Here is a 24137-nt window from a genome sequence, read left to right on the forward strand (position 1 = left end):
TTTTTTATGACATTATTATGAAATAATTTGTAATTCTTTTGGGTACTTCGTTAACGTTTCGTATCCATCTTTTGTGATGATTACATCATCTTCAATACGCACGCCTCCGAGTCCTGGAATATAGATACCCGGTTCAATCGTATACACCATGCCTTCTTGAAGCACATCATCATTGTTGCGGCTCATTGAAGGAAACTCATGCACGCTGATACCAAGGCCATGACCAAGACGATGCAAGAAATACTCTCCATACCCTGCTTCTGTAATAATATTGCGTGCTACCATATCCAAGTCGCCAATGCGAGTGCCAGGCTTGGAAGCTTCAAGAGCTGCCTGCTCGGCGCGCTGTACCGTTTCATAGATTTCTTTTTGCTTATCATTAATCGACTTGTACGCGACTGTACGCGTAATATCTGAACAGTATCCATCTAGCACTACACCTAAATCGAAGAGAACCATATCTCCTGGCTTTAACGTGCGAAGACCTGGGTTCCCGTGCGCTTCTCCCGTTTTTTCACCAAATAACACCATCGTTGAAAACGACATCTCACGAATTCCTTTTCGCTTTAGCTCGTATTCAATTTTAGCCAGAACATCCATTTCCGTAACGCCTTCTTTTAAGGCAGCTACGCCTACTTCTACGCCAAAATCAGCTAATGCAGCTGCCTTTTGCAGAATCTCAACTTCACGCTCATCTTTAATTAAACGCAGCTGATTTAATTTCTCTTCTGCTCCGACTAGCTCAGCATTTGGATATAAATTAAGCAGTTCTTCAGCTCTCGCATACAGCAGCTGCTCTTTCTCTACAGCAACTTTTTTCACATCCATTACGTTTCGTTTATGTAAAGCTTCTTTAATAAGTTCCCAAGGATTTTGATGGTCTTCATATCCGATCACATCAAATTTCCAGCCGGCTTCTTTTGCTTGACCCACTTCCATTGATGGACAAACAAGCATCGGCTCCGCTTCATTAAATAAAAATAAACCAAGCAGACGCTCATGCGGATCCGTGTGAAATCCAGTTAAATAAAATACGTTTTCAGTTGACGAAATAAAGGCCGTTTCTACATTCTTTTCCTTCAGCCATGATACGACTTTTTGCAAACGTGCTTCCATTAAAAAAACCCCTTTCATTGTGCAATATTACTATTATAACATAGTTATTTAGCAACATTGTACAATGAATAGAGGTTAAGACAAAGCCGCGTGAAGAGTAGTAAGCTGCTCTTTAATCGCTTTTCGCTGAATACTTACTTTCATCAGCCAGCCATTTTCTCCGTATCTATAAATAAATTCGTACGTACCTTTAGGAAAATATTCTTTTACCAGCATGTCTCGGTTTTCAACAAATCCCGGATCGCCAATAAAATAGCTACCTTCTTCAAGCGGGAGCTCATGAACTTTTTTTTCTAGCTGCTTCTCTTCGTCTTCGTCATCATCTATCACAATGTGAAGACCACCTTCATCACGCACAACGTCAAATTCACCGTTTTGTTCAAGCTCAAGCACCGGTACCACTTGTCCATTTACCGTTAGCAGCTGCTTGGTTCCTTCAAGGACCTGGGACCAATGATCATCGTATAAAGTAGAAGAATAAAAAATATAGCCCTGAGATTTATATAATAAAAGCAGCTGTTCAAAATGATTTTTCACTTGTTCTTTATCAAATAGAATAACAAAATGCTTTCGATAGAAAAAACTTGTAAAAGGCAGAATAGACGATTGATTAAGCTCTCTAATTATTTCAGCACTATCCTTACCTGAAATAATAGCTCCGGTCAATTCCCCCGCGCCATAAGGTTTCCAATGACTTAACGCCGCTTCTGGAATCAGCACAAGGTTCGAAGATGACACATATATACTCATTCGCTTCACTCCTTTTTTCTACACTTAGACCTATATTTAATTCTCAACAAACAGAGACTTTTCTCTTATACCCTTCTTAAAAGACAGAACTTTTTCCCTAACTATGATAGATTATAACAAATATCCTCGAAAAAAATAACCTTTATTTCCTCTTTCTTCTATTTGTACACTTCTCTTATTTTAGCTGTCTTCGCAGATTTACTAGTGAACGTACTTGCTAATCTAATTCCTTAGTGTTAATTTTATTATGTCGTTTTATAATTTTTTGCATAATTGGTTTTAAACAAAAAAGTATTAATATTTTTGAATGCGATGGTGAGACATTTGGAAGAACGTACAGAACGTAAACAACATAAAAGAAAAAAGCAAAGAAAAAAGAAACGCTTTAGAAAGCTACTTCTTTTCTTTCTCATTCTTGTAATCGCCGCTGGTGCATATGTGTATTATCAATACCAACAAGGATTAGCAGAAGCAGACGGAGCTTTTGGGAAAGATGGACAGTTTGATTTTAATGGTGCAAGTGCCAATTTAGATAGCATGAATGTGCTGCTTCTCGGAATTGACTCTCGCGGTGAAGAACATTCGCGTGCCGATACAATCATGATTGCTCATTATGACAAAGACAGCAATCAGCCTAAAATTGTTTCTTTGATGCGTGATTCATATGTGGATATTCCTGGACATGGCAAAAACAAATTAAATTCAGCCTATGCATTTGGCGGGCCCGAATTAATGCGTAAGACAATTAAAGAAAATTTCGGCGTAGATGTAAACTATTATGCCGTTGTTGATTTTAAAGGTTTTTCTAAAGTTGCCGATACGATTGCCCCTGAGGGAATTACGGTTACCGTGCCACATGAAATGTCGTCAGGAATTGGCATGACGCTAAAACCTGGAAAACAAACTCTTCACGGAGATAAATTACTAGGATACGTGCGATTCCGCCATGATAGCCAAAGTGATTTCGGGCGCGTGAAGCGTCAACAAGAAGTGATTGGTAAATTAATGGATGAAGCTCTTCAAGTAAAGACACTGGCGAAAGCTCCTAAGCTATGGGGTGTCATTGATCCATATGTGGATACAAATATTCCGCCAAAAACATTTATTGTGATAGGAAAAGATTTTTTAGTTGGAAATCAGCCAGATTTAAAATCTCTTCGTTTACCGGTTGAAGGTTCCTATTCAAATGAACGAATATCCGGTATTGGTGCTGTTTTAAGCATCGACCTTGAAGAAAACAAACAAGCGTTACAGTCATTTTTAAATTAGGAAAAGGTGTCCATTAGAGGACACCTTTTTTTATACTATTCAAAAAAACTTCTGTTTTTCCTCCCTATCCTTCAAAAAATTTTCAGCTTCGACAAAAAATGGAGATAAAATGGAGTTGTTTTCTAGAAAACAGCTGTTTCTTTGGAGTTCTATTTTTTCTCCTGTATGCGTATATGAAAAGAGAAGGACTTCTTTTTTATATTTTTTAGTCAAGGAGATGAAATGATGAAATTATATGGTTTTCAATCTGAAGAAGAGCGTTCCTTTCTTCATTCTACCTATAAAGTAAACCCATTACTTTCTCATACTGGAGATGTCAAAATCAGCTTTTTATCTTTTCAAGAAAATGATTATACCCCCCGTCAAGAAGCTACGATTCCACAGCTTCTTTTAGTCGTTCACGGGGAAGGCTGGGTAGCTGGCGATAACGGACTGAAAATTTATATCAAACAAGGTGAATCAGCATTTTGGAGAGCTGGGGAATCTTTTGAAGTCGGGAGTCTAACGGCTATGACAGGACTACTGATTGAAGGATTAGATATTGCTCCTCAAAAGCTGCTTACTTCTTTCTCACGAACAAACGCAAATTAAAAAGCCGCTTTGACGCGGCTTTTTTTATTATCTTAGTAATTGAGCGTAGTTTTCTGCGCTATCTTGAATAACTTTGTCACTCAGGTCACCGCCTGCTCCTTGAAATAAAAATGGAGTTTGGAACTTCATACCTGTTAAATTTGCCATAGCTTGGAAAGGAAGAAGCAGATGATTCATTGGGTAACGGTTGTATCCCCCTTCTTGATAAGCTTCTGCAGGGCCTCCTGTCGAAGTAGCTACGACAAACTCTTTTCCCTGAAGTTTAGTACCTTTGCTTCCATAAGCCCATCCGTATGTTAAAACAACATCTTGCCACTCTTTTAAGAGTGCTGGTGAGCTGTACCAGTAAAATGGAAATTGAAAAACAATACGATCGAATTGAACAGCTAACTCCTGCTCTTTTTCTACATCAATTTTGAAATCGGGATAGTTTGCGTATAAATCATGAACGTACACATCCTCCTCTTTTTTTACTCGCTCTGCCCACGCTTTATTAATACGAGAAGATGCTAGATTTGGATGCGCTAAAATAACCAGTGTTTTCATTTTGATACTCTCCTTCTGATGTCTGTGCTTGCTTTTTTCTTTTCTATTTTTTACGCTTGCCTCTCACGGCTTGTTCACTCATTCTTTCCTTTTCCTTCAGGAAATCCGAGTTCGTTTACACTTATAAATTACCAGTATTATCATTCTGCTTCAATAAAATTGACTTTGCTTTTATCACCTTTAATTTTTTTATGTACCCAAAACGGAAGATAAAGGACAAGAAAACTAAGAATCATGATTCCTTCAATCCATACTAAATACCAAGGATGAGGTCCAAGAACATCCAGCAAGGAAGCGTGCTCTGGCTTTTTCATCATGTATAAATAATTCGCACCCAGTAAACGATTCATGACATAGATAAAACCTCCGTACAGATTAACAAATACTACGCTTACCCATAAAGAACGAAACGTCGGCTCATATCTGCAGGCAGCAATTAGCATACAGCAAGCAAGTACCACACCGCCATGCGATACATAGAACTGCACATAGCGAAACTGGGCATACGCATAGCCGCCAAGGTCTGGGGTAATCATCGCTTGAACAGAGCTGCTGATTCCTGCGAAGTACACAAAATAAAAAAGAAATCTGCTTTTGGTTATCAGCATAACAGCAGCAAGCAGCACGACTATATCACTGAGCTGAAGAGGCAAGGAAGTTTCAACGGACCACTGATGACATCCGATTTCCCAAGCCTGGTAGGCCGTTTCTGAAACCATTAGAATGAATGAAAGCAAAACGAATACAAACCTCTTTTTTCGCAGCTGCTTTCGACATAAAAAAATAAATGCTCCTATGATTACGATAATGGCTAAAGTTACAAGATGTTCAACTGAAAAAAGCTGAAAAGAATGCTGTACAGGATGACATGTAAAAAATGAATTCATAACGGCGCCTCCTCTCCATCAGAAAACAAATTTGGTACCTTTAGCTTGTTCATAAGACCTCATTTTCATTAACGCTTCTCTCACATTAAAAAGAGATTGAAACATAATGAAAGCTACGTCCACCATGCTAATAAAAAGATCCGAACGATTTATCGTTCGGATCTTCTTTTAACTAAAATAATTTTGTACTAATCTTTTTGTCTTCATTTTTATTTTTTAATTAATCCTTTTTTCAGTAAGAATTGATGAGCGACTTCTTCAGCCGTTTTTCCTTTTGCATTTACTTGATAGTTCATTTCACGCATTTCGTCGTCACTGATTTTGCCACCCAGTTGATTTAAGATCTTTTTCAGTTCAGGGTGCTCTTTTAGTGTATCTTCACGAAGCACAGGCGCTCCTTGATACGGAGGGAAGAACTGCTGGTCGTCTTTTAAGACTTTTAAACCAAACTGTTTGATTTCAGGATCCGTTGCGTAAGCATCAAGCATGTTAATATCGCCTTTTTCAACAGCGCGATAGCGAAGCTTCGGCTCCATCGTTTTAATATTCGGGAAAGTAAGGCCATATTCTTTTTGAATGCCTACGTAGCCGTCTTCACGATCTTTAAACTCAAGCGTAAATCCTGCTTTTACTTTATCTGTTGCATTTGCCAAATCTGAAATGGTCGTTAGATTATTTTCTTTGGCAAATTCTTTTGTCACGGTCAATGTGTACGTATTATTAAACTTCATTGGATCTAAATAGACAAGCCCGAATTTCTTTTTAAATCCTTCTTTTGCCTGCTTGTACACCTGTGTTTCATCTTTGCTGTCCGGCTGTTCCTTTAGATGCGTCACAATGGCTGTCCCCGTATATTCAGGGTACAAATCAATTTCCTTGTTACGCAGAGCCTCAAATACAAATACCGTTTTCCCAAGCGACGAACGAAGGTTTACTTTCATATCGGTTTGATCTTCAATTAATTCTTTGTACATATTGATTAAAATATCTTGTTCTGCGCCAATTTTCCCTCCGATAACAAGGTCTGGTTTTGTTGCGCTCATCGCTGCAAACGGAGAAACAAGAATAAGTACTAATACGATGATCATGATGAACGAGCGTTTTTTGGACCCTTTTTTAGCAGAGTGTTCAATCGTTCGCAGAATTCCATCAAAAATAAGCGCTAATAATGCTGCTGGAACGGCTCCTAATAAAATCAAACTATTATCGCTTCGGTCAATACCAAGCAAAATTAAGCTTCCGAGTCCGCCTGCTCCGATAAGAGCCACGATTGTCGCTGTACCAATAATGAGTACCATCGCTGTGCGAATTCCGGCCATAATGACAGGAAGCGCTAGAGGAAGTTCTACTTTGATTAATCGTCTCCACGAGTTCATCCCCATGGCTTTGGATGCTTCAATTAAAGATGGGTCCACTTCTTTGATTCCGGTATATGTATTTCGTACAATAGGAAGAAGCGAATATAAAAACAGTGCAATAACCGCGGGAAAGGTTCCAATTCCGACAAGAGGAATCAGTAATCCTAATAAAGCGAGTGAAGGAATGGTTTGCAGTACGGCTGTTACGCCAATGATCGGTTCAGCAATGCGGTCATGCCTCGTTAAGTACAGTCCAAGCGGCACTGAAATTAATACGGCGATCACAAGAGCCAGTACTGAAATTTGAATGTGTTCAAGAAGAGCTTGAAACAGGGCATCTCCTCGTTGATCTAATAATGCGCTTAGTGCATTCATTACAGCGTTCCTCCTTCTTTCGTTTTATCAGAAAGAAACGCTAATAGAGTTTTGCGCGTTACAACGCCAATGCGTTTGCTCCCTTTTTTCACAGCTATTGCTTCATGGTCGTAAAGGGCGTCCATTGCCTGCTGAACAGTGGCGGTTGAAGCTAGCTCTTCAGTAGGTTCTACGTCTGGCTGTTCACTTTCTTTGACAAACATATCCAATGTCTCAAATAAAGCATTTCCTTGATTTCCAATAAATGTTTTTACAAACTCATTTTTAGGCTTTTGAATGAATTCCTCCGGGGTGCCAACTTGAACAATTTCCCCATCTTTCATCAGGCAGATACGATCTCCAAGCGTCATGGCTTCGCTCATATCATGCGTAACAAACACAAATGTTTTTTTGATTTTTTCCTTTAAGCTAATAACATCTTGTTGAAGCTGTTCGCGGCTTAACGGATCGAGGGCACTAAAGGGTTCGTCCATTAAAATAACGGGGGGATCAGCTGCGAGGGCACGTGCTACACCTACACGTTGCTGCTGGCCACCTGAGAGCTCAGACGGCTTTCGGTTTCGATATTGCTTTGGGTCTAGTCCTACCAAGGTAAGCAGTTCATCAATACGCGTTTTGATTTTGTTTTTCTTCCAATGCTTCATCTCCGGTACAATGGCTATATTCTCAGCAATGGTCATATGAGGAAAAAGAGCAATCTGCTGTAGCACATAACCAATGTTCCAGCGTAGCTCATGTATGTTGTGGTCCGATACGAGCTTATCTTTTATGTATAGTTCTCCTTCGGTAATATCATGAAGACGGTTAATCATTTTTAAGGTGGTTGTTTTCCCACATCCACTCGGACCAATTAAAACGAAAAACTCTCCTTCTTTTATTTCTAGATTAATATTTTTCACGGCGGTCGTACCGTCTGGATATTGCTTTGACACATTCTTAAACGTAATCAAATTATCGTTCACACTCCCTGTTGAAATTTAACCCCTAGTTTCGTGTACCCAATACTTAGAGGCAATAAACATTCTTTTAAGAATATTTCTAAATATGATTCATAAGACATAGTGGAAAAGATACACATGTTTTCTAACAGCCTCCTAATAAGGCTATCAAACTGTTAAAGTTTTCACAAGGCGGGGAAGAATAATTCGGAGAATAAATTTAAAGCCAATCCAAATAAAAAAACCTTCTTTCAACAAGAAAGAAGGTTTTTGAGTATGCTAGCGACAGGGATCGAACCTGCGACCTCTTGCTTACCATGCAAGTGCTCTACCTACTGAGCTACACCAGCGTCTTGGAAAATTATATCACGTTTAAATTTATTTAGGAAGCGCTTTTTTAAATTTTTTTATTGGTATATTCTCTAATTTGCGTCTTCTGAAATTCGCACTTTCTACAAAGTTCCATATTTCATGTTAGAACTTCTTACATAAATTGTGTGAATTTTCTTTTTTTATATTACCCTTAGTAAAAGAGCTTACAAAAGAAGGGAAGAAAATAGATGGAACAACAACCAACCATGACAAAATCAAAAACGGCAACTCCCTACCCAAGAGACTGCACGTTCAGCCTGGAAGATTGGACGACGCTTGCTAAGTATTGGTACCCCGTCGCACGCTGCAGTGATGTAACAGAAAAACCAACGTCCGTAAAATTACTAGATGTAAATCTAGTTTTATACCGCACCACACACAAAGTTGTAGCGGCACGTGATTTATGCGTTCACCGAGGCACCCCGCTTAGCATGGGCTGGGTGGAAGATGATGAAATTGTCTGTCCTTACCACGGCTTCCGCTACGCAACGGACGGCGCATGCACGTCAATTCCAGCTCACCCTGACGCCAACATTTCTCCCCGTCTCTGTATGGCCGTCTATCCAGTTATTGAACGATATGGATTAGTGTGGACGTCCCTGACAGGAGAACAAGATAACCTGCCTTATTTCGATGCGTGGGAGGACCCTGATTTTCAGCAAATTGTTTGTCCGAGCTTTGATATCATGGGTTCAGCCGGTCGTCAAATGGAAGGCTTTTTAGACGTAGCTCATTTTGCTTGGGTTCACACAGACACATTTGGTGATCGAAACAACGCCTTTGTGCCTAAATATAAAGTAAGCGATACAGACTATGGGCTTCATGTAGAATATACGAGCACCGTGAGCAATTATTCCAAAGAACAGCAGCATTTAAATCCAACTGATTTTAAATGGCTTCGCGTCTTTGATGTTTATCCCCCGTTTACAGCTACGCTAAAAGTATACTTCCCAGAAGGCGCAGAGCTGTGGATTATGAATGCAGTCTCTCCTATTTCAGCCCGCGAAACACGTTTATTCGCGCCAATCGCTCGAAACTTTGACAAAGATTCTCCCGTTGAAGGTGTGTATGACTTTAACCTTCGCGTCTTTGACGAAGACCGTGAAATGGTGGAAAACCAAAAACCTGAAGACTTGCCTTTAGACCTGCAGATGGAAGCGCATATTATGGCTGATCAAACGTCCATCGGTTACCGGAAATTATTAAAGAAAATGGGCTTAAGCTTTAGATATACAAGCTAAAAAAATCCCCGCTGTCTCAGCGGGGATTTTTTTTATTTAGCAAACTGCTCGCGTGCTGCTTTTTCCTTTATCACTTCATCTTCACTTGCCGGCGTTGCGCGTTTCATGAAGAATGAAAGAATTAAGGCAACCACCACTAGGACTACTGAGACAGCAAACGCATCGTTAATCCCTTGTACCATTGCCTGCATCCCAATCTGTTCTTTCATTTGAGCTGCCCCGGCTGCGGTTGCATTAGCTGCTCCTGCTCCGCTCATTGCATCTTGAGCGAGCTCTTTTGCATGAGTAGCTGTACGGTTTGACATCACCGTTACTAAAAGAGCCGAACCAATAGCTCCCGATACTTGTTGAAGCGTATTGTTCATCGCAGTACCATGCGGATTAAAACGCTGCGGAAGCTGATTTAATCCGTTTGTCATAACCGGCATCATCACCATAGACATTCCGAACATACGAAGCGTGTAAAGCGTAATGAGCGTTGTATAGGTCGTATCAAGCTCTAAGTTACTGAAGAAATACGTCGTAACGGCTGTAATCGTTAGACCCGTTACAGCCAATGCACGCGCTCCGAATTTATCAAATAATTTTCCGGTAATCGGTGACATCACACCCATTAGCAGCGCACCTGGAAGCATTAGTAATCCTGAATGAAGCGGAGAGATGCCTCGTACCGTTTGAACATAAATTGGCATTAGCAGCATGGCTGAGAATAATGCCATTGTAATTACCATCGAAATCGTTGATGATAAAGCAAACATTGGATATTTAAAAATGCGGAATTCAAGCATCGGTGTTTTAAGCTTGAACTGACGCGTAATAAATAAAATCAGAGCCACAGCTCCTACGATAATGGTACCGTATACTTCCACAGAATCCCAGCCTTTATCCCCTGCTGAGCTAAACCCGTATAGAAGTCCGCCAAATCCAATTGTAGATAGCAAAAGGGATAAAAAATCCAAATTGATTTCCACTTTTTCTTTTTTGTCTTTTAATAGGAAGAAAGCGCCTATTAATACAATGGCTGCGATTGGCGTAACAAGGTGGAACAGCATTCTCCACTCATAGTGTTCAATTAGCCATCCTGATAATGTAGGACCAATTGCCGGAGCAAAAATCATAACTAAACCGAAAATCCCCATCGCAGCTCCGCGTTTTTCTAATGGAAAACTTGTGAGCAATACGTTCATTAAAAGCGGCATCATAATAGCTGCGCCTGACGCTTGAATAATACGAGCGGTTAACAACACAGAAAATACTGGCGAAGCACCTGCAAGTATTGTTCCTGCTGTAAATAAAGTCATCGCCGTTAAAAATAAGCCTCTGACAGAATAGCGCTGAATTAAAAAAGCGGTAGTTGGAATCATAATACCATTCACTAACATATAACCAGTAGAAAGCCACTGGACAGTTGACGTTGTCACATCTAAGTCTTTCATAATAGACGGCAGCGCCACATTTAATAACGTTTCATTCAATAATGAGATAAAAGCGCCAATTAACAAAATAGCAATTATGCCATAAGGCGGCTTTTCCATTTGATTTATCGATCGACTCATTATTGTACCTCCTTATACTTTAGGTTCATTTTTTTAGACACGTGTTCTACATAGAGTATATTATACTGTGAGTTCAATTTATGCAAGTGAAAAATCTTACGTTCACGTTCTTTATTTTCTCAACTTTTTTAGTCCTATAATCCTTTTATACCAATATATTGTCGTGATATCGTTCAGTTTTCTGAAAAGAACATTTGTGTAAACGCTTTAAATCATGTATCATAAAGTTGGACCATGAGTCTAATTTTACATTTAGGTGATAATAATGAATAATCGAAAACAGCAAGTTGTAAAAAATGCACACCATCTCTTCGTTGAAAAAGGATTTCAAGCTACTTCTATTCAAGACATCATTGATTATAGCGGCATTTCAAAAGGAACATTCTACAACTATTTTTCTTCAAAAAATGAATTATTAATCGCTGTTTTTACATGGCTTCATACGACCATTGAACAAGAGCGCAATCAGCTGCTGGTTGGTAAAAGTCTGACCGATGTAGATGTATTTATTAAACAGATCGATGCGCAGATGAAAAACCATCACAAACATAAATTTTTTACGTTACTTGAAGAAGTATTTGTTTCTAATGATCCTGATTTAAAAGCATACATAAAAAAAACCCAGTTCATTGAAGTAAACTGGTTCTACAAACGGTTTATTGATTTATTTGGACAAGAAAAGAAACCTTATCTGCTAGATTGTGCAATTATGTTTCTTGGCATGCTTCACCGCAACTTTCACTATAATTTTATGGTCAACGGTACAAATACTGATCCCCATGAGATTATAACTTACAGCGTTAAGCGTCTGCTTCCTCTTGTAGACGAAGTAGCAAGTTCAGGAGACATTTTGCTCGATCCGCAAACGATCAAAGAATGGCTTCCATCTTGCCCAAATACTAAAAATCAAATAGAACAGGACATTTCCGCAGCACTTATCGATTTAAAAAAGCAAGCTCACAAACAATTTACGGATGAATTCGAACGTCAAAAATGCACAGAGCTTATTAGTTTTATTGAAGAAGAGATGTTTAAACAATCGAATCCACGCAAGTTTGTTGTGGATAGTGCCCTTCATTCATTAAAGCAGCTGCCTGTTAACAACCGTAAAACGAACCTAGAGGAACTGCAAACGATGATTGATCAGTATGTGAGTGAACTTCAATCAACAGCTAGAAGCAACTAAACATATGAAATTCACGCTCACCATAACAACAAAAAACGAACGATTATGATTTTTTAATTAATCGTTCGTTTGTAATTCCAACTAAAATACTTTTATCCCAGCCTCTTTTTTATTTTCCTCCAGTAAACGAAATTCCTTTAATGAAATATTTGTTAAAAAACGCATAAATGAGCAAAATTGGAAGTGTAAAAACCATGGAAGCTGCCATAATATAGTTCCAATAACTGATATACTGACCTTTAAATGTGTTAAGGCCTAAAGTCAACGTGAACATATTTTCATCAGACATCACAATTAAAGGCTTCATAAAATCATTCCAAAACCCCATAAATACAAAAATCGTTTGTGCTGCTAAGGCAGGTTTTGCAAGTGGAAGGACTATTTTGAAGAATGTTCCAAACTTCGATAACCCATCCAACTCCGCTGCTTCTTCAAGCTCTTTTGGGAAATTAATAAAAAATTGACGCATCATAAATATAAAAGTCGCATTTACCATTCCCGGTACAATCATTCCCTGATAGGTATTTAACCAGCCTAACTCTTTTAAAATTAAAAAATTAGGAATCATCGTTACTTGTCCAGGAATCATAAGCACCGCTAAAATAATAATAAATAAACTTTTCTTTCCCGGGAAACTGAGGCGTGCAAGGGCATAACCAGCCATTGAGTTAAATAGCAAATTCAGAGCTGTTCCTACTACGGCAATGAATAAGCTATTAAACATCCAGCGAGGGAACAGCTTTTGTTCCACAAAAATTTGTTTATAATTGTCTAGCGTAAAGTGTTTCGGAATAAAGTTCACCGTACCTGACACAATTTCTTCTAGCGTTTTAAAAGAAGCGGACAGCGCCCAAATAAATGGAATCAGAGTAATCAGCGCGTATATGCTTAAAATCGTATATAAAATGAGGACTCCTGTTTTTTTCTTCATCTTTTTCTTCCCCCCCCTTAGTACATACTTTCTTCTTTTGAAAACTTTCTCTGAATAACGGTTGCCACCAAAATCACGAGCGCCAGCATAAAGGCTAGTGCTGCAGCATACCCCATAGTACCTAAATTTTTAAATGCATATTGATAAATAAGCAGAACAACAGTCAGAGTCGAGTTATTAGGACCTCCTGAACCTCCTGAGAAAATAAACGATTGATCAAATAACTGAAACGTACCAATCAGTCCCATGATCACTACGAATGATGTAACCGGTCGCAGATTCGGAACTGTAATATGCCAAAACCGTTGAAACACATTAGCCCCATCTAACTGAGCTGCTTCATAAAGCGAATCTGGTACGTCTTGCAAAGCTGCCAAATAAATAACCATAAAAAATGGAGCTGTTGCCCAGATGTTCATAATCATAATGGCAATCAAAGCGACCTGAGGATCTCCAAGCCAATTGTAAGTTGGAAGACCAACAAACTTTAAAAACTCGTTCACAATTCCATTTTGATTGTACATCCACATAAAAATAAGCGTTAATACAGCCGATGATGTAAGTGTAGGTAAAAAATAAATAATGCGAAAAACTTTTTCTGCTTTTAGCCCTGCATTTAATGTGGCCGCCAGTATAAGTGCCAATGCGGTTTGTACCGGTACAACAATTACTACATACTTCACCGTATTCCAAAGAGCAATTTTAGCTTTGTCATCTTCAAGAACCTTCATGTAGTTCTCAAGCCCTCGAAAATGAAACTCAGTTCCTCCCAGCAATTGAACTTTATGTAAAGACAAAAAGATGGCATAAAAAATAGGTGCAATAACAAACAGCAATAGTACAAACAGTGTAGGTGTCATAAAAGCATATCCTTGCCCTACATCACGAGGTTTGTACGTTCGTATTTTTCCGTCTTTCATTTCCTCCACTCCCCCGCCAAGCCTTATTCATAAATACTAATCTCTTGATTTGCCTGCTTTTGTGCTTTTTTCAAAGCTGTTTCTAAATCACTTTGTCCCAAAAAGGCGCTTAAAAACTGGTTATTAAAGTTATTCATGATAATAGGCAAATACGGACCATCTTGCCAGACAGTTGCATAAGCAGCTCCTTTTACTAATGGACCTCGTTTTTCGTCTTCAGCAAAACCAAGCTTATCCGCTACGGATTTTCTTGTTGGCAATGCATAACCCTTGCTTGTCCAAGTTTCCATTCCTTCTTTCCCGGTTAAGTACTGAATGAGCTCCCAAGATGCTTTTTTCTTTTTTGAGTCAGCATTCATTACATACGCGACCGTAAATGCCATCGTATTTTTGTGACCGTTTATTGTCGGAACTTCCGCTGTACCGTAATCAAGTTTTGGGAAGGACTCCTGTAAAAATGGAATCATCCAATTCCCTTCAATCACCATAGCTACTTTTTGTTGTGCAAACATGTCCGTACCTGAGTTTGCGCCTACATCAGAGGGCTGTACAGACGTTTTATCTTTTAAATGCTGATCGATGAGCGGCTGAAGAGAATCCACGACTTCTTTCGTAGCAAAGTTTGCCTTATTGTTCTTTACAACGTCTCCTCCGTTTGCCTGCGCCATGTAGAAGATACGCGCTAATTCCGGCGTGACACCAAACGCTTGAATCCCTTTCTTTTTAAATACTTTTGAAACTTCTTTAAACTCATCCCATGTTTTTGGTACTTCTACTCCTGCTTCTTTAAATAGCTTTTTGTTGTAAAATAAGCCTAATGTGGAGTAATCTTTCGGAAAACCATAAGTCTCTCCATTTTTTTGAAACGCTTTCAATAATGGTTTCTCAAAATCCTGAACATCAAAATCAGATTTTACATAAGAATTTAAAGGTTCTAAAACCCCTGTATTAATAAGACCCGGCGCTTCAAGTGCATCAAGATAAAAAACATCTGGACCATTTCCACCTATTAAACGCGTTTTTAAAATATCCATGTATTGATCAGTGATTACTTCATGCTTCACATGAATTGATGGATGGAGTTTTTCAAAGTCTTGAATAGTTTGATTAAGCAGCTTCGTCTCTGTTGGGTTGCCTCCCCAGCCGGCTAATACAATTTCGACTTGACCATTTTCCCCGGAAACTTCTTGTACATTTGAACATCCAGTTAAAGCTGCTCCAGCCACTGCCAGAACCAAACTTAAAGCGAGTATCCACTTCTTCATTAGCTGTCTCCTTTCATTTCATTGACCTGCGGCTTATTAATTGACGCTTAATAAACCGCGGTCGAAGTAACATTAACCTACATAATTTCTTACCTTACATTGAGATAGAAGCTCGTATTTTGTCGTATTTTCTTTCACGTAAATAATAGTTTCGCTTTCTTCTTTTTTAACCGTTAATGAAAGTTTCCCACTGCCAATCACAAGGTTTTCTACAGAGATTTCATTCATATCGTCTATGAGCAAAGGATTTATCTGTATAGTACCTGCTGTACTATCAGGAAACAGTCTCAGCATCGCCTGTACGAAAGCTAAAGGCGTGCCGGCTGCCCAAGCTTGAGGTGAGCAGGCAACGGGATATTTGACAGGCTTGCCAAGGTTACTTGAATAGCCGCAGAATAGCTCTGGAAGACGGTCGTATTCAAAATGCTCAGCTGCATCAACCAGCCCTTTTATCACTTTATTGACTTCTGTTTGCTTGTTCGCTTTACTCAAACCGAGAACAATTAAACTATTATCGTGCGGCCAAATGCTCCCGTCATGATAACTCATTGGATTATAACCCGCTTCTCCTTCTGCCATTGTACGAATTCCATATCCCGAAAACATAGATTCTGATACTAGCCTTTCCGCTACTTTGTTCAGCTTCTCCTCATCCATCATCTCGGCTAAAAGTACATGACCTGGATTTGACGTAATCGTTCCTACTTGATGTTTATGTTCATCAAGTGCAATGGCATAGAATGACACGTCTTCCATCCAAAAGGCTTCATTGAACTTTTTACGCAGCAGCTCAGCTTCTTCACGTAAACTATTTGCTTCATTTGTTTTGTTTAACTGATCATATAAAGAAGCAATACCCATTTTCGCTTGATATACGTAGCCTTGTACTTCCACTAAAGCAATAGGAGTTTTTGCATATTCACCGCTGCGATGGACAACAGAATCCCCTGAGTCTTTCCATCCTTGGTTAGCAATTCCTTTACTTGATTCTTGATGGTATTCAAGAAATAAATCACCGTCTCGATCTCCATATTCATTGATCCATGTCAAAGCTCCATCGACAGTCATTTGCATTTCTTTTACAAACTCGAAGTCTCCCGTCCACTTCACATATTCCGTTAACAAAATTAAAAATAATGGTGTCGCGTCAACTGTTCCGTAATATGGAGTAAAAGGTATTTGATTTGTGTTGGCTAGTTCTCCGTAACGTATTTCATGCATAATTTTACCCGGCTGTTCATCACGCCATGGATCATTTGCCGTTCCTTGATATGCTGCCATAGTACGTAGCGTTCCTTTTGCTACTTCCGGATTAAAAGCCAGCATTTGAAGCGCTGCAATTAGACTATCCCTTCCAAATGGCACACCAAACCAAGGCAATCCAGCTACAGGAAAAGCACCGAATCCTACATCCGTTAGCAGTACGCGCAGGTCGTTAAGTCCTCTTGTAATAAGGCGCTGCATTGTCGGATGGTCGGTTGTCACTTTTGTAGAAGATTTTTCCCACTTTTTATATGACTGCGTTAGTAAACTAAATGCTTCACCAGCTGATAAAATATTTTCATTGATGTCTTCGCCTATTTGCGGCTGAACCATTAATGTAATTTCTTCTTCTTCCTGATGGTTCAGTTCGAAAGAAAACATAACCTCTCCTTGTTCATACACGTGTGAGGCTTTTTTATCCCAAGAAATCCGTGTCGAACGCTTGATATCATCTGATCCTTCGTATGTATATATTAAACTGCTTTCCCCTTTTATTTGCCCTGTTCGTTTTCCGACATTTCCAGTTTGAAAACCTCTTACGATAAACATATCGTTAAAATCGACATCTGCTTGGATACTTAATGTAAAAGCAATTTTTTTAGGAAAATAACTTTTCAATTTTATTTTTTCATAGAAAATACCCTCATATATAAAGCGCTTTCTTTCTATTTCTACAGACTCTCGCCACAGCGATAGTTCTCCTTCTTTTTCCATATGCGGATTAGTAAGAAGAATTGTGGCTAACAGGTTTTCGTCGGCACTTGAGGACAATAACACAGGATCTGTACCGTTAATTTTCAAATGAAATTTGCTCAAAAAACGCGTATCTTTCATATATAGCCCTAAACCATACTGATGGTTTTCAGTGATATTTCCTGCTTGATCTGTTAGTAAAAATAAGTCATTTTCTTTAATCACACGGTAATCCATTTCCATCCCCCTAAATTTCACCGAAACGTTTTGGAAAAACGAAACACAAAACCGAAACGTTTCGGTTTTTACATTATATAAAAACCACTAGCCGTGGTTTTTAGCTGTTGATTCTCGAATAATCAGCTGTGTATCAAGATAACGCTTCATATTTGTTTCTTTTCCTTCTAGCATCTCAATTAGTAAATCTGCAGCTTCATAGCCAATCTGATATACTTCCTGCCCTACAGTCGTCAAATTTGGAGACGAGTAAGAAGCAAGAACAATATTATCATATCCGACAATCGAAACGTCTTTTGGTACATCAAGGCCAAGTTCTTTGCATGCTTTTAATGCTCCCAGTGCCATTAAATCACTTGCACAAAAAATAGCGGTGAGCTCTTCATACTTATTTAAAAGCTCACTGGCAGCTTTCTCTGCTTTCTTTTCTTCAAACTTTCCGCTTACAACCCATTCAGACCGAAACGACAAACCGCATTCTTTGAGGGCTTGTCTGTATCCGTTGAGACGTTCTTGGCTGACAAATGCGTCTTCATGTCCGTTAATCATCCCAATATGCTGATGGCCAAGACTCGCTAAATGTTCAACCGCTTTTTTAGCTCCCAAGGCATTATCGGTGGTGACATAGCCTACTGAACTAGAATGGACGGGAATATCAACTAAAACACAAGGAATATCGCTTTCTACTACTTCTTTTAAATAAGGATCTTCTTTTTTGATGCCCTGAATAATTGCCCCGTCCACTCTTCGCTCTCGACAAAGCTGAGTATATGTTTTTTCTCGCTGCATCATCGTGTTTGTATTAAATAAAATCAAGTCATACCCCAAAGTAGATGCACGCTCATTTACACCGCACAATACTTCAAAAGTGAAATTATCTTTTACGCTCTCTCTGCTGATGCCTGAAACTAGTAGTCCAATTGTCTTTGACTTTTGCATAACCAATCCTCGAGCTAACGTATTGGGGCTATAGTCCAGCTCTCTTGCTACGGCTGCAATCTTTTGCCTTGTTTTTTCATTTACATCTGAATAACCATTTAAAGCCCGAGACACCGTTGTTACAGATACGCCGGCAACTCGCGCTATATCTTTAATCGTTGTCAATCAAAATTCCTCCAAAACGTTTCGGATAACTTTAAATAGATTGTAACGCTTTCATTTCTTAAATTCAATACTTTTTTAATAATCAGTTTACTTTTATCTATTTTTAAAATTTTTGCATATAAAAAAAGCAGCCCTAAAGCTGCTCTTTACTCACAAAGAGGAAATTGAAGTGAAAAGCACGTTTCTTTTCCTTTTACGCTAGACACACTTACTTTTCCCTTCATATAATGAATAATACTGAAAGATACCATCGTTCCAAGCCCCGTACCTTTTTCTTTTGTTGTAAAATACGGTTCGCCTAACCGGTTGACTTGTTCTTGCGTCATACCGCAGCCTGTATCCATAATATCAACGATCACAACTCCGCCTTCTTTTCCTACTTTAATAGTTAACGTGCCTCCGTTTTGCATGGCTTCAATACTATTTTTAAATAAGTTGATTAGACACTGCTGAAGCTTTCTTCTTTCTCCCATTACGAAGAACTTCACTTCTTCATCGAATGTAAAATCAATCGCGACTCCGTTCATATTGGCAAGAGGAGTCATAATATGGGTGACGTGATGAATTTCTTCTGACATATTCATTTTTTCATTTCGTTCTGGAGCGGAATTGGCAAATAGCAAGTAATCATCAATGATTTCTTTTGCGCGGTCTAGTTCATTAATCGCAATCGAAATGTAGCGTTTTTTAGCAGGTTCTTTTTCATCTTCTTGCAGCATTTGCATAAATCCTCTGCTTGCAGTTAGAGGATTTCGCACCTCATGAGAGATGCTGGCGGCTAAATGACTGACAATTTCTAGCTTTTCTGCTTTCATCAGGCGCTGCAGCACTAATAAATTTGCCCGTATCGCTTCCCACAGTATGGTAATCACAAACATGCCTGCCACATCTAAAACAGCGAACTGAACCCACACGCTAATAGGAATGCTTGTTACGTGTAAGACGAAAATAGATACAAGCATAGCTAATAAAGAACCAATTACACTAAGACAGGTGCTCACGATAATTCTATTTTTTAATGAGAAATGTAAAAAGTATTTTGTTATGAAAAATAAAGGAATGGATAAAATCGGAAGAGCAATTAATGTTGATAAAAATCCTACATCGTACCCGCCAATTAGCAAGCGCAGCAGTAAAATAAAGACAAAAAGCAAGCTTCCTAGCGGCCAGCCTCCATATAACGTTCCTAAAATATAAGGAATTCTTCGTAAATCCATTCGATAGTCATCCGGGACATAAGCTCCGTTAACCGGAAACAAAAGGCAAAAGGTAATAGCTAAAATCGGAAATACCGCGATATAGTGATCTTTCCACCAATGAACTTTTTTAGCATACTTGATCAAATAAAACATCTGCACTAAAAACAGCGCCAATAAAATAAATAAAAAATTAATTAACAAATCTTTCGTAACAAAACTCATGCATTCACCGGTCTTTCAAATGAGATAAAAATAAACTCTTTTATTGCATTTACATTTGTAACACAAATTAGAGCGTAATCATAGATAAATAAACGTATTCTATTTACTTTTTTATAACTTCCTATGACTTTATCGTCCGTTCCCTAAAATAGTGAAGACTAAGAAAACCTTTTCAACTTCACTAAAAATATTCAGAATTTTATTTACATACGGGTTACAATGCTCTATAATCAGATCAATGTACTTGGTTTTGAGAGTAGGAGGACAAAATATGGAACTATCAATTACCTTAATGGGATTATTCGTTGGAACCCTTGTAGGCTTAACGGGGGTTGGAGGTGCCGCTTTATTAACACCTTTACTGATTGTACTCGGCATTAACCCTTCCATTGCCGTAGGAACAGATCTTGTCTACAATTCTATCACAAAATTATTCGGAGTCGCTCAGCACTACAAACAGCGAACCATTAACTTTAAATTAGCAAAATATTTAGCTTTCGGAAGTATTCCGAGCGCTGTGCTGGCTATTGTCACACTTCATGCATTCCCATCTTTTCACGAGCATCAAGAAACGATTATTAAGCACGCTCTCGGGTACGTCATGACGCTGGTTGCCATCTCAATTATCTTTCGCGTCTTTTTTGATAAATTAATTCGACCAAATCGGTTTCAGGAAATGGACTTAAATCAGAAAAAAGGATTAACAATCGGAATTGGCGTAGTCTTTGGGTTCATTGTCGGACTAACATCGATTGGTTCTGGCTCATTATTTGCCATTGCAATGCTGTACTTATTTAAGTTAAAAACATCTGAGCTGGTTGGTACTGATATTGCACATGCGTTTCTTCTCGTTACGGTGGCTGGTATTTTAAATGCAAGCTTTGGAAGCGTTGATTATATGTTGACTGCTAACCTATTAACTGGATCTATTCCGGGTGTGTTACTCGGAAGCCGTTTATCAACGAAAGTGCCTTCAAGACCGCTTCAAGCCATTATGGCGACCATCATTTTAATTAGCGGAATTAAACTAATTTAATAAATAAAAAGCACATGCCTTTGCATGTGCTTTTTATTAGTTTTTTTAAAGATCTACATTAAAAATAATAATGTTTTAAACCACTCTCTTCCCTTCTTATACACTTCAACTAATATTTTTATTGAATTTTAGTCAAAGAGACCAATGACACCTCAAATAACCTTACGTTAAAATGTAAAAAAACATAACATCTATTGTAACATCAAAAAAATTGTACGACGAAGGGAGAACACATGACACAAACAGCGGCAAAAAGTAAGCAAAAACCTTTTTATAAAGGTCTTTTCTTTCAAATTATGATGGCAATTGTACTTGGCGTAGCCGTAGGATATCTATGGCCAAGCTTTGGAAATGCTGTGAAACCGATTGGAGACGGTTTTATTAAGCTCATCAAAATGCTGATTGCTCCTCTTATCTTTGGGGTAGTCGTTGTCGGAATTGCCAAGGTTGGAAACATTAAAACAGTTGGGCGTATTGGTGGAAAAACCATTCTTTACTTCGAAATTGTCACAACATTCGCTCTACTTATCGGTCTATTAGTAGCAAACGTAATGAACCCCGGCGCCGGTATGAATGTTGATCCTTCAAGCTTAAGCACAACTGAAGTGGACGCGAAGACAAACGGCTCCGAACTTCCGAGCGAAGGTGATTTTTTTCTTAATATGATTCCAGACAGTGCAGTTGGTGCTTTTTCAAACAACTCCATGCTTCAAGTGCTTTTAATTTCGTGTTTGTTCGGAATCGCTCTTGTCCATATAGGTGGAAAAACAGCGGAGACCCTTCTACACGTATTAGAAAAAGTAAATGATGTGTTATTTAAAATTATGGGATACATCATGAAGTTAACGGCTCTTGCCACGTTTAGCGCCATGGCATTTGCGGTTAGTCAGTACGGTCTTGGAACACTTGCTGCATTTGGAAAGCTATTTATCGCTATGACAATTGCTTGTCTAGCATTTGTTCTTGTTTTAGCTGTTATTTTACGAACCTATTTAAAATTAAGCTTGTGGAAAGTTATTCTATATATACGAGAAGAAATTATGCTGGCATTTGCTACGGGTTCTACTGAAGCCGTTATGCCGCAGCTCATGGATAAATTTGAACAAGCAGGATGCAACAAAGCAGTCGTTGGCCTTGTTGTGCCTACGGGCTATTCGTTTAACCTAGACGGTGCTTCTATCTACCTGTCTCTTGCTCTCGTCTTTTTAGCACAAGCAACGGGCGTGGACTTGAGCCTCACTGATCAGCTTTTAATGCTTGGTGTTCTTCTTCTTACGTCTAAAGGAATGGCTGGCATTCCAGGATCAGCTTTTGTTGCTCTTTCTGCTACCGCAGCAGCAACCGGATCCATTCCGGTAGCTGCCGTTGCTCTGATGCTTGCTCCTGATCGCTTTATGGGTAATTACCGAACCACAGTTAATATTATTGGTTATGCGGTAGCCGCTTTTATTATCGCACGATGGGAAAATTTATTAGACCTACAAAAAGCCAATGATGTGCTGGACGGAAAAATTACGTATCAGCCCAAAAATGCTGAAATTTCTCTCCCTGAGAGTATTCCAGCAGCCAATGAAAAAGCATTTTAATAAAAAAAATTCCTGGCCGAGACAAGTCTATTTTGCTTGTTTTTCGGGCAGGAATTTAATTGTTACATGAAAGGCCTTTTGCTGAAATTTATTTTCTTCCAGTATTTTATATACCATTTGTTTAATCGTTTCTTGCGTTTTGGCATCAGCTGAAACGGAAGGCTCCATATACACATCCAGCTCTACTCTGTCTTTTGAATAAAGGGAAGAATTCACACCCCTTGATTCATAGCCCGCTTCAGTTAAACCGCTGCTGATTTTATGCCAAATATCCAGTTTGTCCATTTGTTTAATAACAGGCTTTGCTTCTTCGTACACTTGTGCTTGCTGAGTCTTGGAAACTTCTTCTTTTTTAATAAAAACTGCATATCCTGAACCTACTATTAAAAACGTCATGATAGCAAATGCTCGCATTCTTTTCATTCTCTCACCTCATTTAGAGATATAGATTATAAATATGCGAACAATTGCTACAGTATGACGGCTTGTATCTCTACTTCTTTTCTACTATACTCAACAGTCGTTTAGAACCGGCGTGCACTTCTTCTATCATACTGTTAAACAGCTCTTGCACCGTTGGAATACTATCAATCAGTCCAACGACTTGGCCTGCCCATCCATAGCCTTCATCGATTTTATTTTCATAAATATACCGGCAGTTTGCCCCTCCGCTAATGACGTCTTTTAACTCTTCGTATCTCTCTCCTTGCTGTTCACGCTCAATAATGTCAAGAGTGTAGTGGGACTTCAATACGCGTCCAGGTGCCCCGAACGAACGTTTAATAACCACAGTATCGGTTTCTTTCGCTTCCACAATAGCTTGTTTATACGCATCATGGGCATCTACACATTCTTTTGTCGCGATAAAACGTGTTCCCATTTCTATCCCTTCAGCGCCTAATGATAACGCTGCCAATAATCCTTGTCCGTTTCCAATCCCTCCGCTTGCCAAGACCGGAATTGACACAGCCGCAGCTACTCGAGGAATTAATACCATTGTGCCTAGATCCTCACGTCCGATATGTCCTCCGGCTTCTTGCCCTACTGCCATGACAGCATCTGCTCCTAGCTTCTCAGCTTTTTGAGCTTGACGTACGTTGGCTACCAGCACGAGCGTTTTAATTCCCGTTCCTTTTAATCTTTCAAAAATAGGTGTGGGATTTGCTCCTGTTATGGAAATAACCGGAACACCTTCTTCTACTGCTGCGTCGAGAAGTTCTTTATAAGAACCTTCTGTTTGACCTCCAACAGCAAAATTAACGCCAAAAGGACGCTCAGTTAAAGAACGTACTTTCTTAATTTCAGCTCGAAGTTTCTCAGGTGTTCGGAGCGTCATAGCTGTAATTTGTCCAAGCCCGCCTGCATTTGAGACAGCAGCCGCAAGTTCTGCGTACGCTAGATACGCAAGACCTCCTTGTACAATTGGATATTGAATTCCTAATAAATCTGTTACCCGTGTTTTCATCTATGTATCCCCTCTCCTTTTATTTTTGTAT

Annotated in this window: 21 protein-coding genes and 1 tRNA gene; 6 read left to right on the forward strand and 16 right to left on the reverse strand. The window is 39.0% G+C overall.

The features are described 5' to 3' along the window. Positions 1–15 precede the first annotated feature (15 nt). Together CEQ83_RS18900 and CEQ83_RS18905 are read right to left on the reverse strand one after the other, a co-directional pair. On the reverse strand, positions 16–1116 hold the full coding sequence (locus tag CEQ83_RS18900; RefSeq protein ID WP_033579912.1) for a M24 family metallopeptidase: 1101 nt from the start codon (positions 1114–1116) through the stop codon (positions 16–18). A 75-nt stretch (positions 1117–1191) separates the two neighbouring features. Then, complete coding sequence (locus tag CEQ83_RS18905; protein ID WP_028415026.1) at positions 1192–1866, reverse strand: hypothetical protein; 675 nt, start codon at positions 1864–1866, stop codon at positions 1192–1194. 537 nt (positions 1867–2403) lie between these two features. Here CEQ83_RS18905 and CEQ83_RS18910 point away from each other — a divergent pair. Further along, complete coding sequence (locus tag CEQ83_RS18910) at positions 2404–3135, forward strand: LCP family protein (RefSeq protein WP_371129326.1); 732 nt, start codon at positions 2404–2406, stop codon at positions 3133–3135. A gap of 225 nt (positions 3136–3360) precedes the next feature. Continuing rightward, the gene (locus tag CEQ83_RS18915) at positions 3361–3726 is read left to right on the forward strand and encodes a hypothetical protein (RefSeq protein ID WP_028415028.1); all 366 of its coding nucleotides are present in this window, start codon (positions 3361–3363) and stop codon (positions 3724–3726) included. 27 nt (positions 3727–3753) lie between these two features. Here CEQ83_RS18915 and CEQ83_RS18920 read toward each other — a convergent pair whose 3' ends face one another. The 5 genes from CEQ83_RS18920 to CEQ83_RS18940 form a co-directional block, all read right to left on the reverse strand. Further along, on the reverse strand, positions 3754–4272 hold the full coding sequence (locus tag CEQ83_RS18920) for an NAD(P)H-dependent oxidoreductase (RefSeq protein WP_028415029.1): 519 nt from the start codon (positions 4270–4272) through the stop codon (positions 3754–3756). A gap of 140 nt (positions 4273–4412) precedes the next feature. Beyond that, positions 4413–5159: a YwaF family protein gene (locus tag CEQ83_RS18925; protein WP_108674288.1), complete on the reverse strand. Its 747-nt coding sequence runs from the start codon at positions 5157–5159 to the stop codon at positions 4413–4415. Positions 5160–5368: 209 nt separating this feature from the next. Further along, positions 5369–6892, reverse strand: a complete 1524-nt coding sequence (locus CEQ83_RS18930; protein WP_155017472.1) for an ABC transporter permease/substrate-binding protein — start codon at positions 6890–6892, stop codon at positions 5369–5371. Beyond that, positions 6892–7842, reverse strand: a complete 951-nt coding sequence (locus CEQ83_RS18935) for an ABC transporter ATP-binding protein (protein ID WP_014458647.1) — start codon at positions 7840–7842, stop codon at positions 6892–6894. Before CEQ83_RS18935 ends, CEQ83_RS18930 begins: the two co-directional genes overlap by 1 nt. Before the next feature lie 265 nt (positions 7843–8107). Beyond that, positions 8108–8180, reverse strand: a tRNA-Thr gene (locus CEQ83_RS18940). Positions 8181–8390: 210 nt separating this feature from the next. Here CEQ83_RS18940 and CEQ83_RS18945 point away from each other — a divergent pair. Beyond that, a complete protein-coding gene (locus CEQ83_RS18945; RefSeq protein ID WP_108674290.1) occupies positions 8391–9443 on the forward strand; it encodes an aromatic ring-hydroxylating dioxygenase subunit alpha in 1053 nt (350 codons plus the stop codon). Between the two features lie 32 nt (positions 9444–9475). Here CEQ83_RS18945 and CEQ83_RS18950 read toward each other — a convergent pair whose 3' ends face one another. Then, the gene (locus tag CEQ83_RS18950) at positions 9476–10999 is read right to left on the reverse strand and encodes a DHA2 family efflux MFS transporter permease subunit (protein ID WP_028415033.1); all 1524 of its coding nucleotides are present in this window, start codon (positions 10997–10999) and stop codon (positions 9476–9478) included. 265 nt (positions 11000–11264) lie between these two features. On the opposite strand from CEQ83_RS18950, the gene CEQ83_RS18955 reads away from it, so the two are divergent. Then, positions 11265–12185 carry a TetR/AcrR family transcriptional regulator gene (locus CEQ83_RS18955; protein ID WP_028415034.1) on the forward strand — a complete coding sequence of 307 codons (921 nt, stop codon included), beginning with the start codon at positions 11265–11267 and terminating at the stop codon, positions 12183–12185. 109 nt (positions 12186–12294) lie between these two features. Here CEQ83_RS18955 and CEQ83_RS18960 read toward each other — a convergent pair whose 3' ends face one another. The 6 genes from CEQ83_RS18960 to CEQ83_RS18985 form a co-directional block, all read right to left on the reverse strand. Further along, the gene (locus tag CEQ83_RS18960; RefSeq protein WP_014458643.1) at positions 12295–13116 is read right to left on the reverse strand and encodes a carbohydrate ABC transporter permease; all 822 of its coding nucleotides are present in this window, start codon (positions 13114–13116) and stop codon (positions 12295–12297) included. Positions 13117–13133: 17 nt separating this feature from the next. Then, positions 13134–14036, reverse strand: coding sequence for a carbohydrate ABC transporter permease (locus CEQ83_RS18965; protein ID WP_098113586.1), 903 nt, complete (start codon positions 14034–14036; stop codon positions 13134–13136). 23 nt (positions 14037–14059) lie between these two features. Next, positions 14060–15301: an ABC transporter substrate-binding protein gene (locus tag CEQ83_RS18970; protein ID WP_028415036.1), complete on the reverse strand. Its 1242-nt coding sequence runs from the start codon at positions 15299–15301 to the stop codon at positions 14060–14062. Positions 15302–15373: 72 nt separating this feature from the next. Then, positions 15374–17494: an amylo-alpha-1,6-glucosidase gene (locus CEQ83_RS18975; RefSeq protein WP_028415037.1), complete on the reverse strand. Its 2121-nt coding sequence runs from the start codon at positions 17492–17494 to the stop codon at positions 15374–15376. 87 nt (positions 17495–17581) lie between these two features. Next, complete coding sequence (locus CEQ83_RS18980) at positions 17582–18598, reverse strand: LacI family DNA-binding transcriptional regulator (protein WP_028415038.1); 1017 nt, start codon at positions 18596–18598, stop codon at positions 17582–17584. A 146-nt stretch (positions 18599–18744) separates the two neighbouring features. After that, entirely contained in the window at positions 18745–20019 is a 1275-nt protein-coding gene (locus CEQ83_RS18985; RefSeq protein ID WP_028415039.1) for an ATP-binding protein, read from the reverse strand. Positions 20020–20290: 271 nt separating this feature from the next. Here CEQ83_RS18985 and CEQ83_RS18990 point away from each other — a divergent pair, with 271 nt between their 5' ends. After that, positions 20291–21055 (forward strand): sulfite exporter TauE/SafE family protein, encoded by a 765-nt coding sequence (locus CEQ83_RS18990; RefSeq protein ID WP_028415040.1) that lies wholly within the window; start codon positions 20291–20293, stop codon positions 21053–21055. Positions 21056–21288: 233 nt separating this feature from the next. Then, entirely contained in the window at positions 21289–22641 is a 1353-nt protein-coding gene (locus CEQ83_RS18995) for a cation:dicarboxylate symporter family transporter (RefSeq protein WP_028415041.1), read from the forward strand. A gap of 27 nt (positions 22642–22668) precedes the next feature. On the opposite strand, the gene CEQ83_RS19000 is transcribed toward CEQ83_RS18995, so the two are convergent. Together CEQ83_RS19000 and CEQ83_RS19005 are read right to left on the reverse strand one after the other, a co-directional pair. After that, positions 22669–23064, reverse strand: coding sequence for a hypothetical protein (locus CEQ83_RS19000; RefSeq protein WP_028415042.1), 396 nt, complete (start codon positions 23062–23064; stop codon positions 22669–22671). A 70-nt stretch (positions 23065–23134) separates the two neighbouring features. After that, a complete protein-coding gene (locus tag CEQ83_RS19005) occupies positions 23135–24106 on the reverse strand; it encodes an NAD(P)H-dependent flavin oxidoreductase (RefSeq protein ID WP_028415043.1) in 972 nt (323 codons plus the stop codon). Positions 24107–24137: the final 31 nt, after the last annotated feature.

Origin of the sequence: Priestia megaterium, from assembly GCF_009497655.1 — a bacterium.
GTDB lineage: Bacteria > Bacillota > Bacilli > Bacillales > Bacillaceae_H > Priestia > Priestia zanthoxyli.

Bases quoted from the DNA above. Each gene is read 5' to 3' on its own strand.
- CEQ83_RS18900 (WP_033579912.1), bottom strand. From the start codon at position 1,116: ATGGAAGCACGTTTGCAAAAAGTCGTATCATGGCTGAAGGAAAAGAAT.
- CEQ83_RS18905 (WP_028415026.1), bottom strand. From the start codon at position 1,866: ATGAGTATATATGTGTCATCTTCGAACCTTGTGCTGATTCCAGAAGCG.
- CEQ83_RS18910 (WP_371129326.1), top strand. From the start codon at position 2,404: ATGAATGTGCTGCTTCTCGGAATTGACTCTCGCGGTGAAGAACATTCG.
- CEQ83_RS18915 (WP_028415028.1), top strand. From the start codon at position 3,361: ATGAAATTATATGGTTTTCAATCTGAAGAAGAGCGTTCCTTTCTTCAT.
- CEQ83_RS18920 (WP_028415029.1), bottom strand. From the start codon at position 4,272: ATGAAAACACTGGTTATTTTAGCGCATCCAAATCTAGCATCTTCTCGT.
- CEQ83_RS18925 (WP_108674288.1), bottom strand. From the start codon at position 5,159: ATGAATTCATTTTTTACATGTCATCCTGTACAGCATTCTTTTCAGCTT.
- CEQ83_RS18930 (WP_155017472.1), bottom strand. From the start codon at position 6,892: ATGAATGCACTAAGCGCATTATTAGATCAACGAGGAGATGCCCTGTTT.
- CEQ83_RS18945 (WP_108674290.1), top strand. From the start codon at position 8,391: ATGGAACAACAACCAACCATGACAAAATCAAAAACGGCAACTCCCTAC.
- CEQ83_RS18950 (WP_028415033.1), bottom strand. From the start codon at position 10,999: ATGAGTCGATCGATAAATCAAATGGAAAAGCCGCCTTATGGCATAATT.
- CEQ83_RS18955 (WP_028415034.1), top strand. From the start codon at position 11,265: ATGAATAATCGAAAACAGCAAGTTGTAAAAAATGCACACCATCTCTTC.
- CEQ83_RS18960 (WP_014458643.1), bottom strand. From the start codon at position 13,116: ATGAAGAAAAAAACAGGAGTCCTCATTTTATATACGATTTTAAGCATA.
- CEQ83_RS18965 (WP_098113586.1), bottom strand. From the start codon at position 14,036: ATGAAAGACGGAAAAATACGAACGTACAAACCTCGTGATGTAGGGCAA.
- CEQ83_RS18970 (WP_028415036.1), bottom strand. From the start codon at position 15,301: ATGAAGAAGTGGATACTCGCTTTAAGTTTGGTTCTGGCAGTGGCTGGA.
- CEQ83_RS18975 (WP_028415037.1), bottom strand. From the start codon at position 17,494: ATGGATTACCGTGTGATTAAAGAAAATGACTTATTTTTACTAACAGAT.
- CEQ83_RS18985 (WP_028415039.1), bottom strand. From the start codon at position 20,019: ATGAGTTTTGTTACGAAAGATTTGTTAATTAATTTTTTATTTATTTTA.
- CEQ83_RS18990 (WP_028415040.1), top strand. From the start codon at position 20,291: ATGGAACTATCAATTACCTTAATGGGATTATTCGTTGGAACCCTTGTA.
- CEQ83_RS18995 (WP_028415041.1), top strand. From the start codon at position 21,289: ATGACACAAACAGCGGCAAAAAGTAAGCAAAAACCTTTTTATAAAGGT.
- CEQ83_RS19000 (WP_028415042.1), bottom strand. From the start codon at position 23,064: ATGAAAAGAATGCGAGCATTTGCTATCATGACGTTTTTAATAGTAGGT.
- CEQ83_RS19005 (WP_028415043.1), bottom strand. From the start codon at position 24,106: ATGAAAACACGGGTAACAGATTTATTAGGAATTCAATATCCAATTGTA.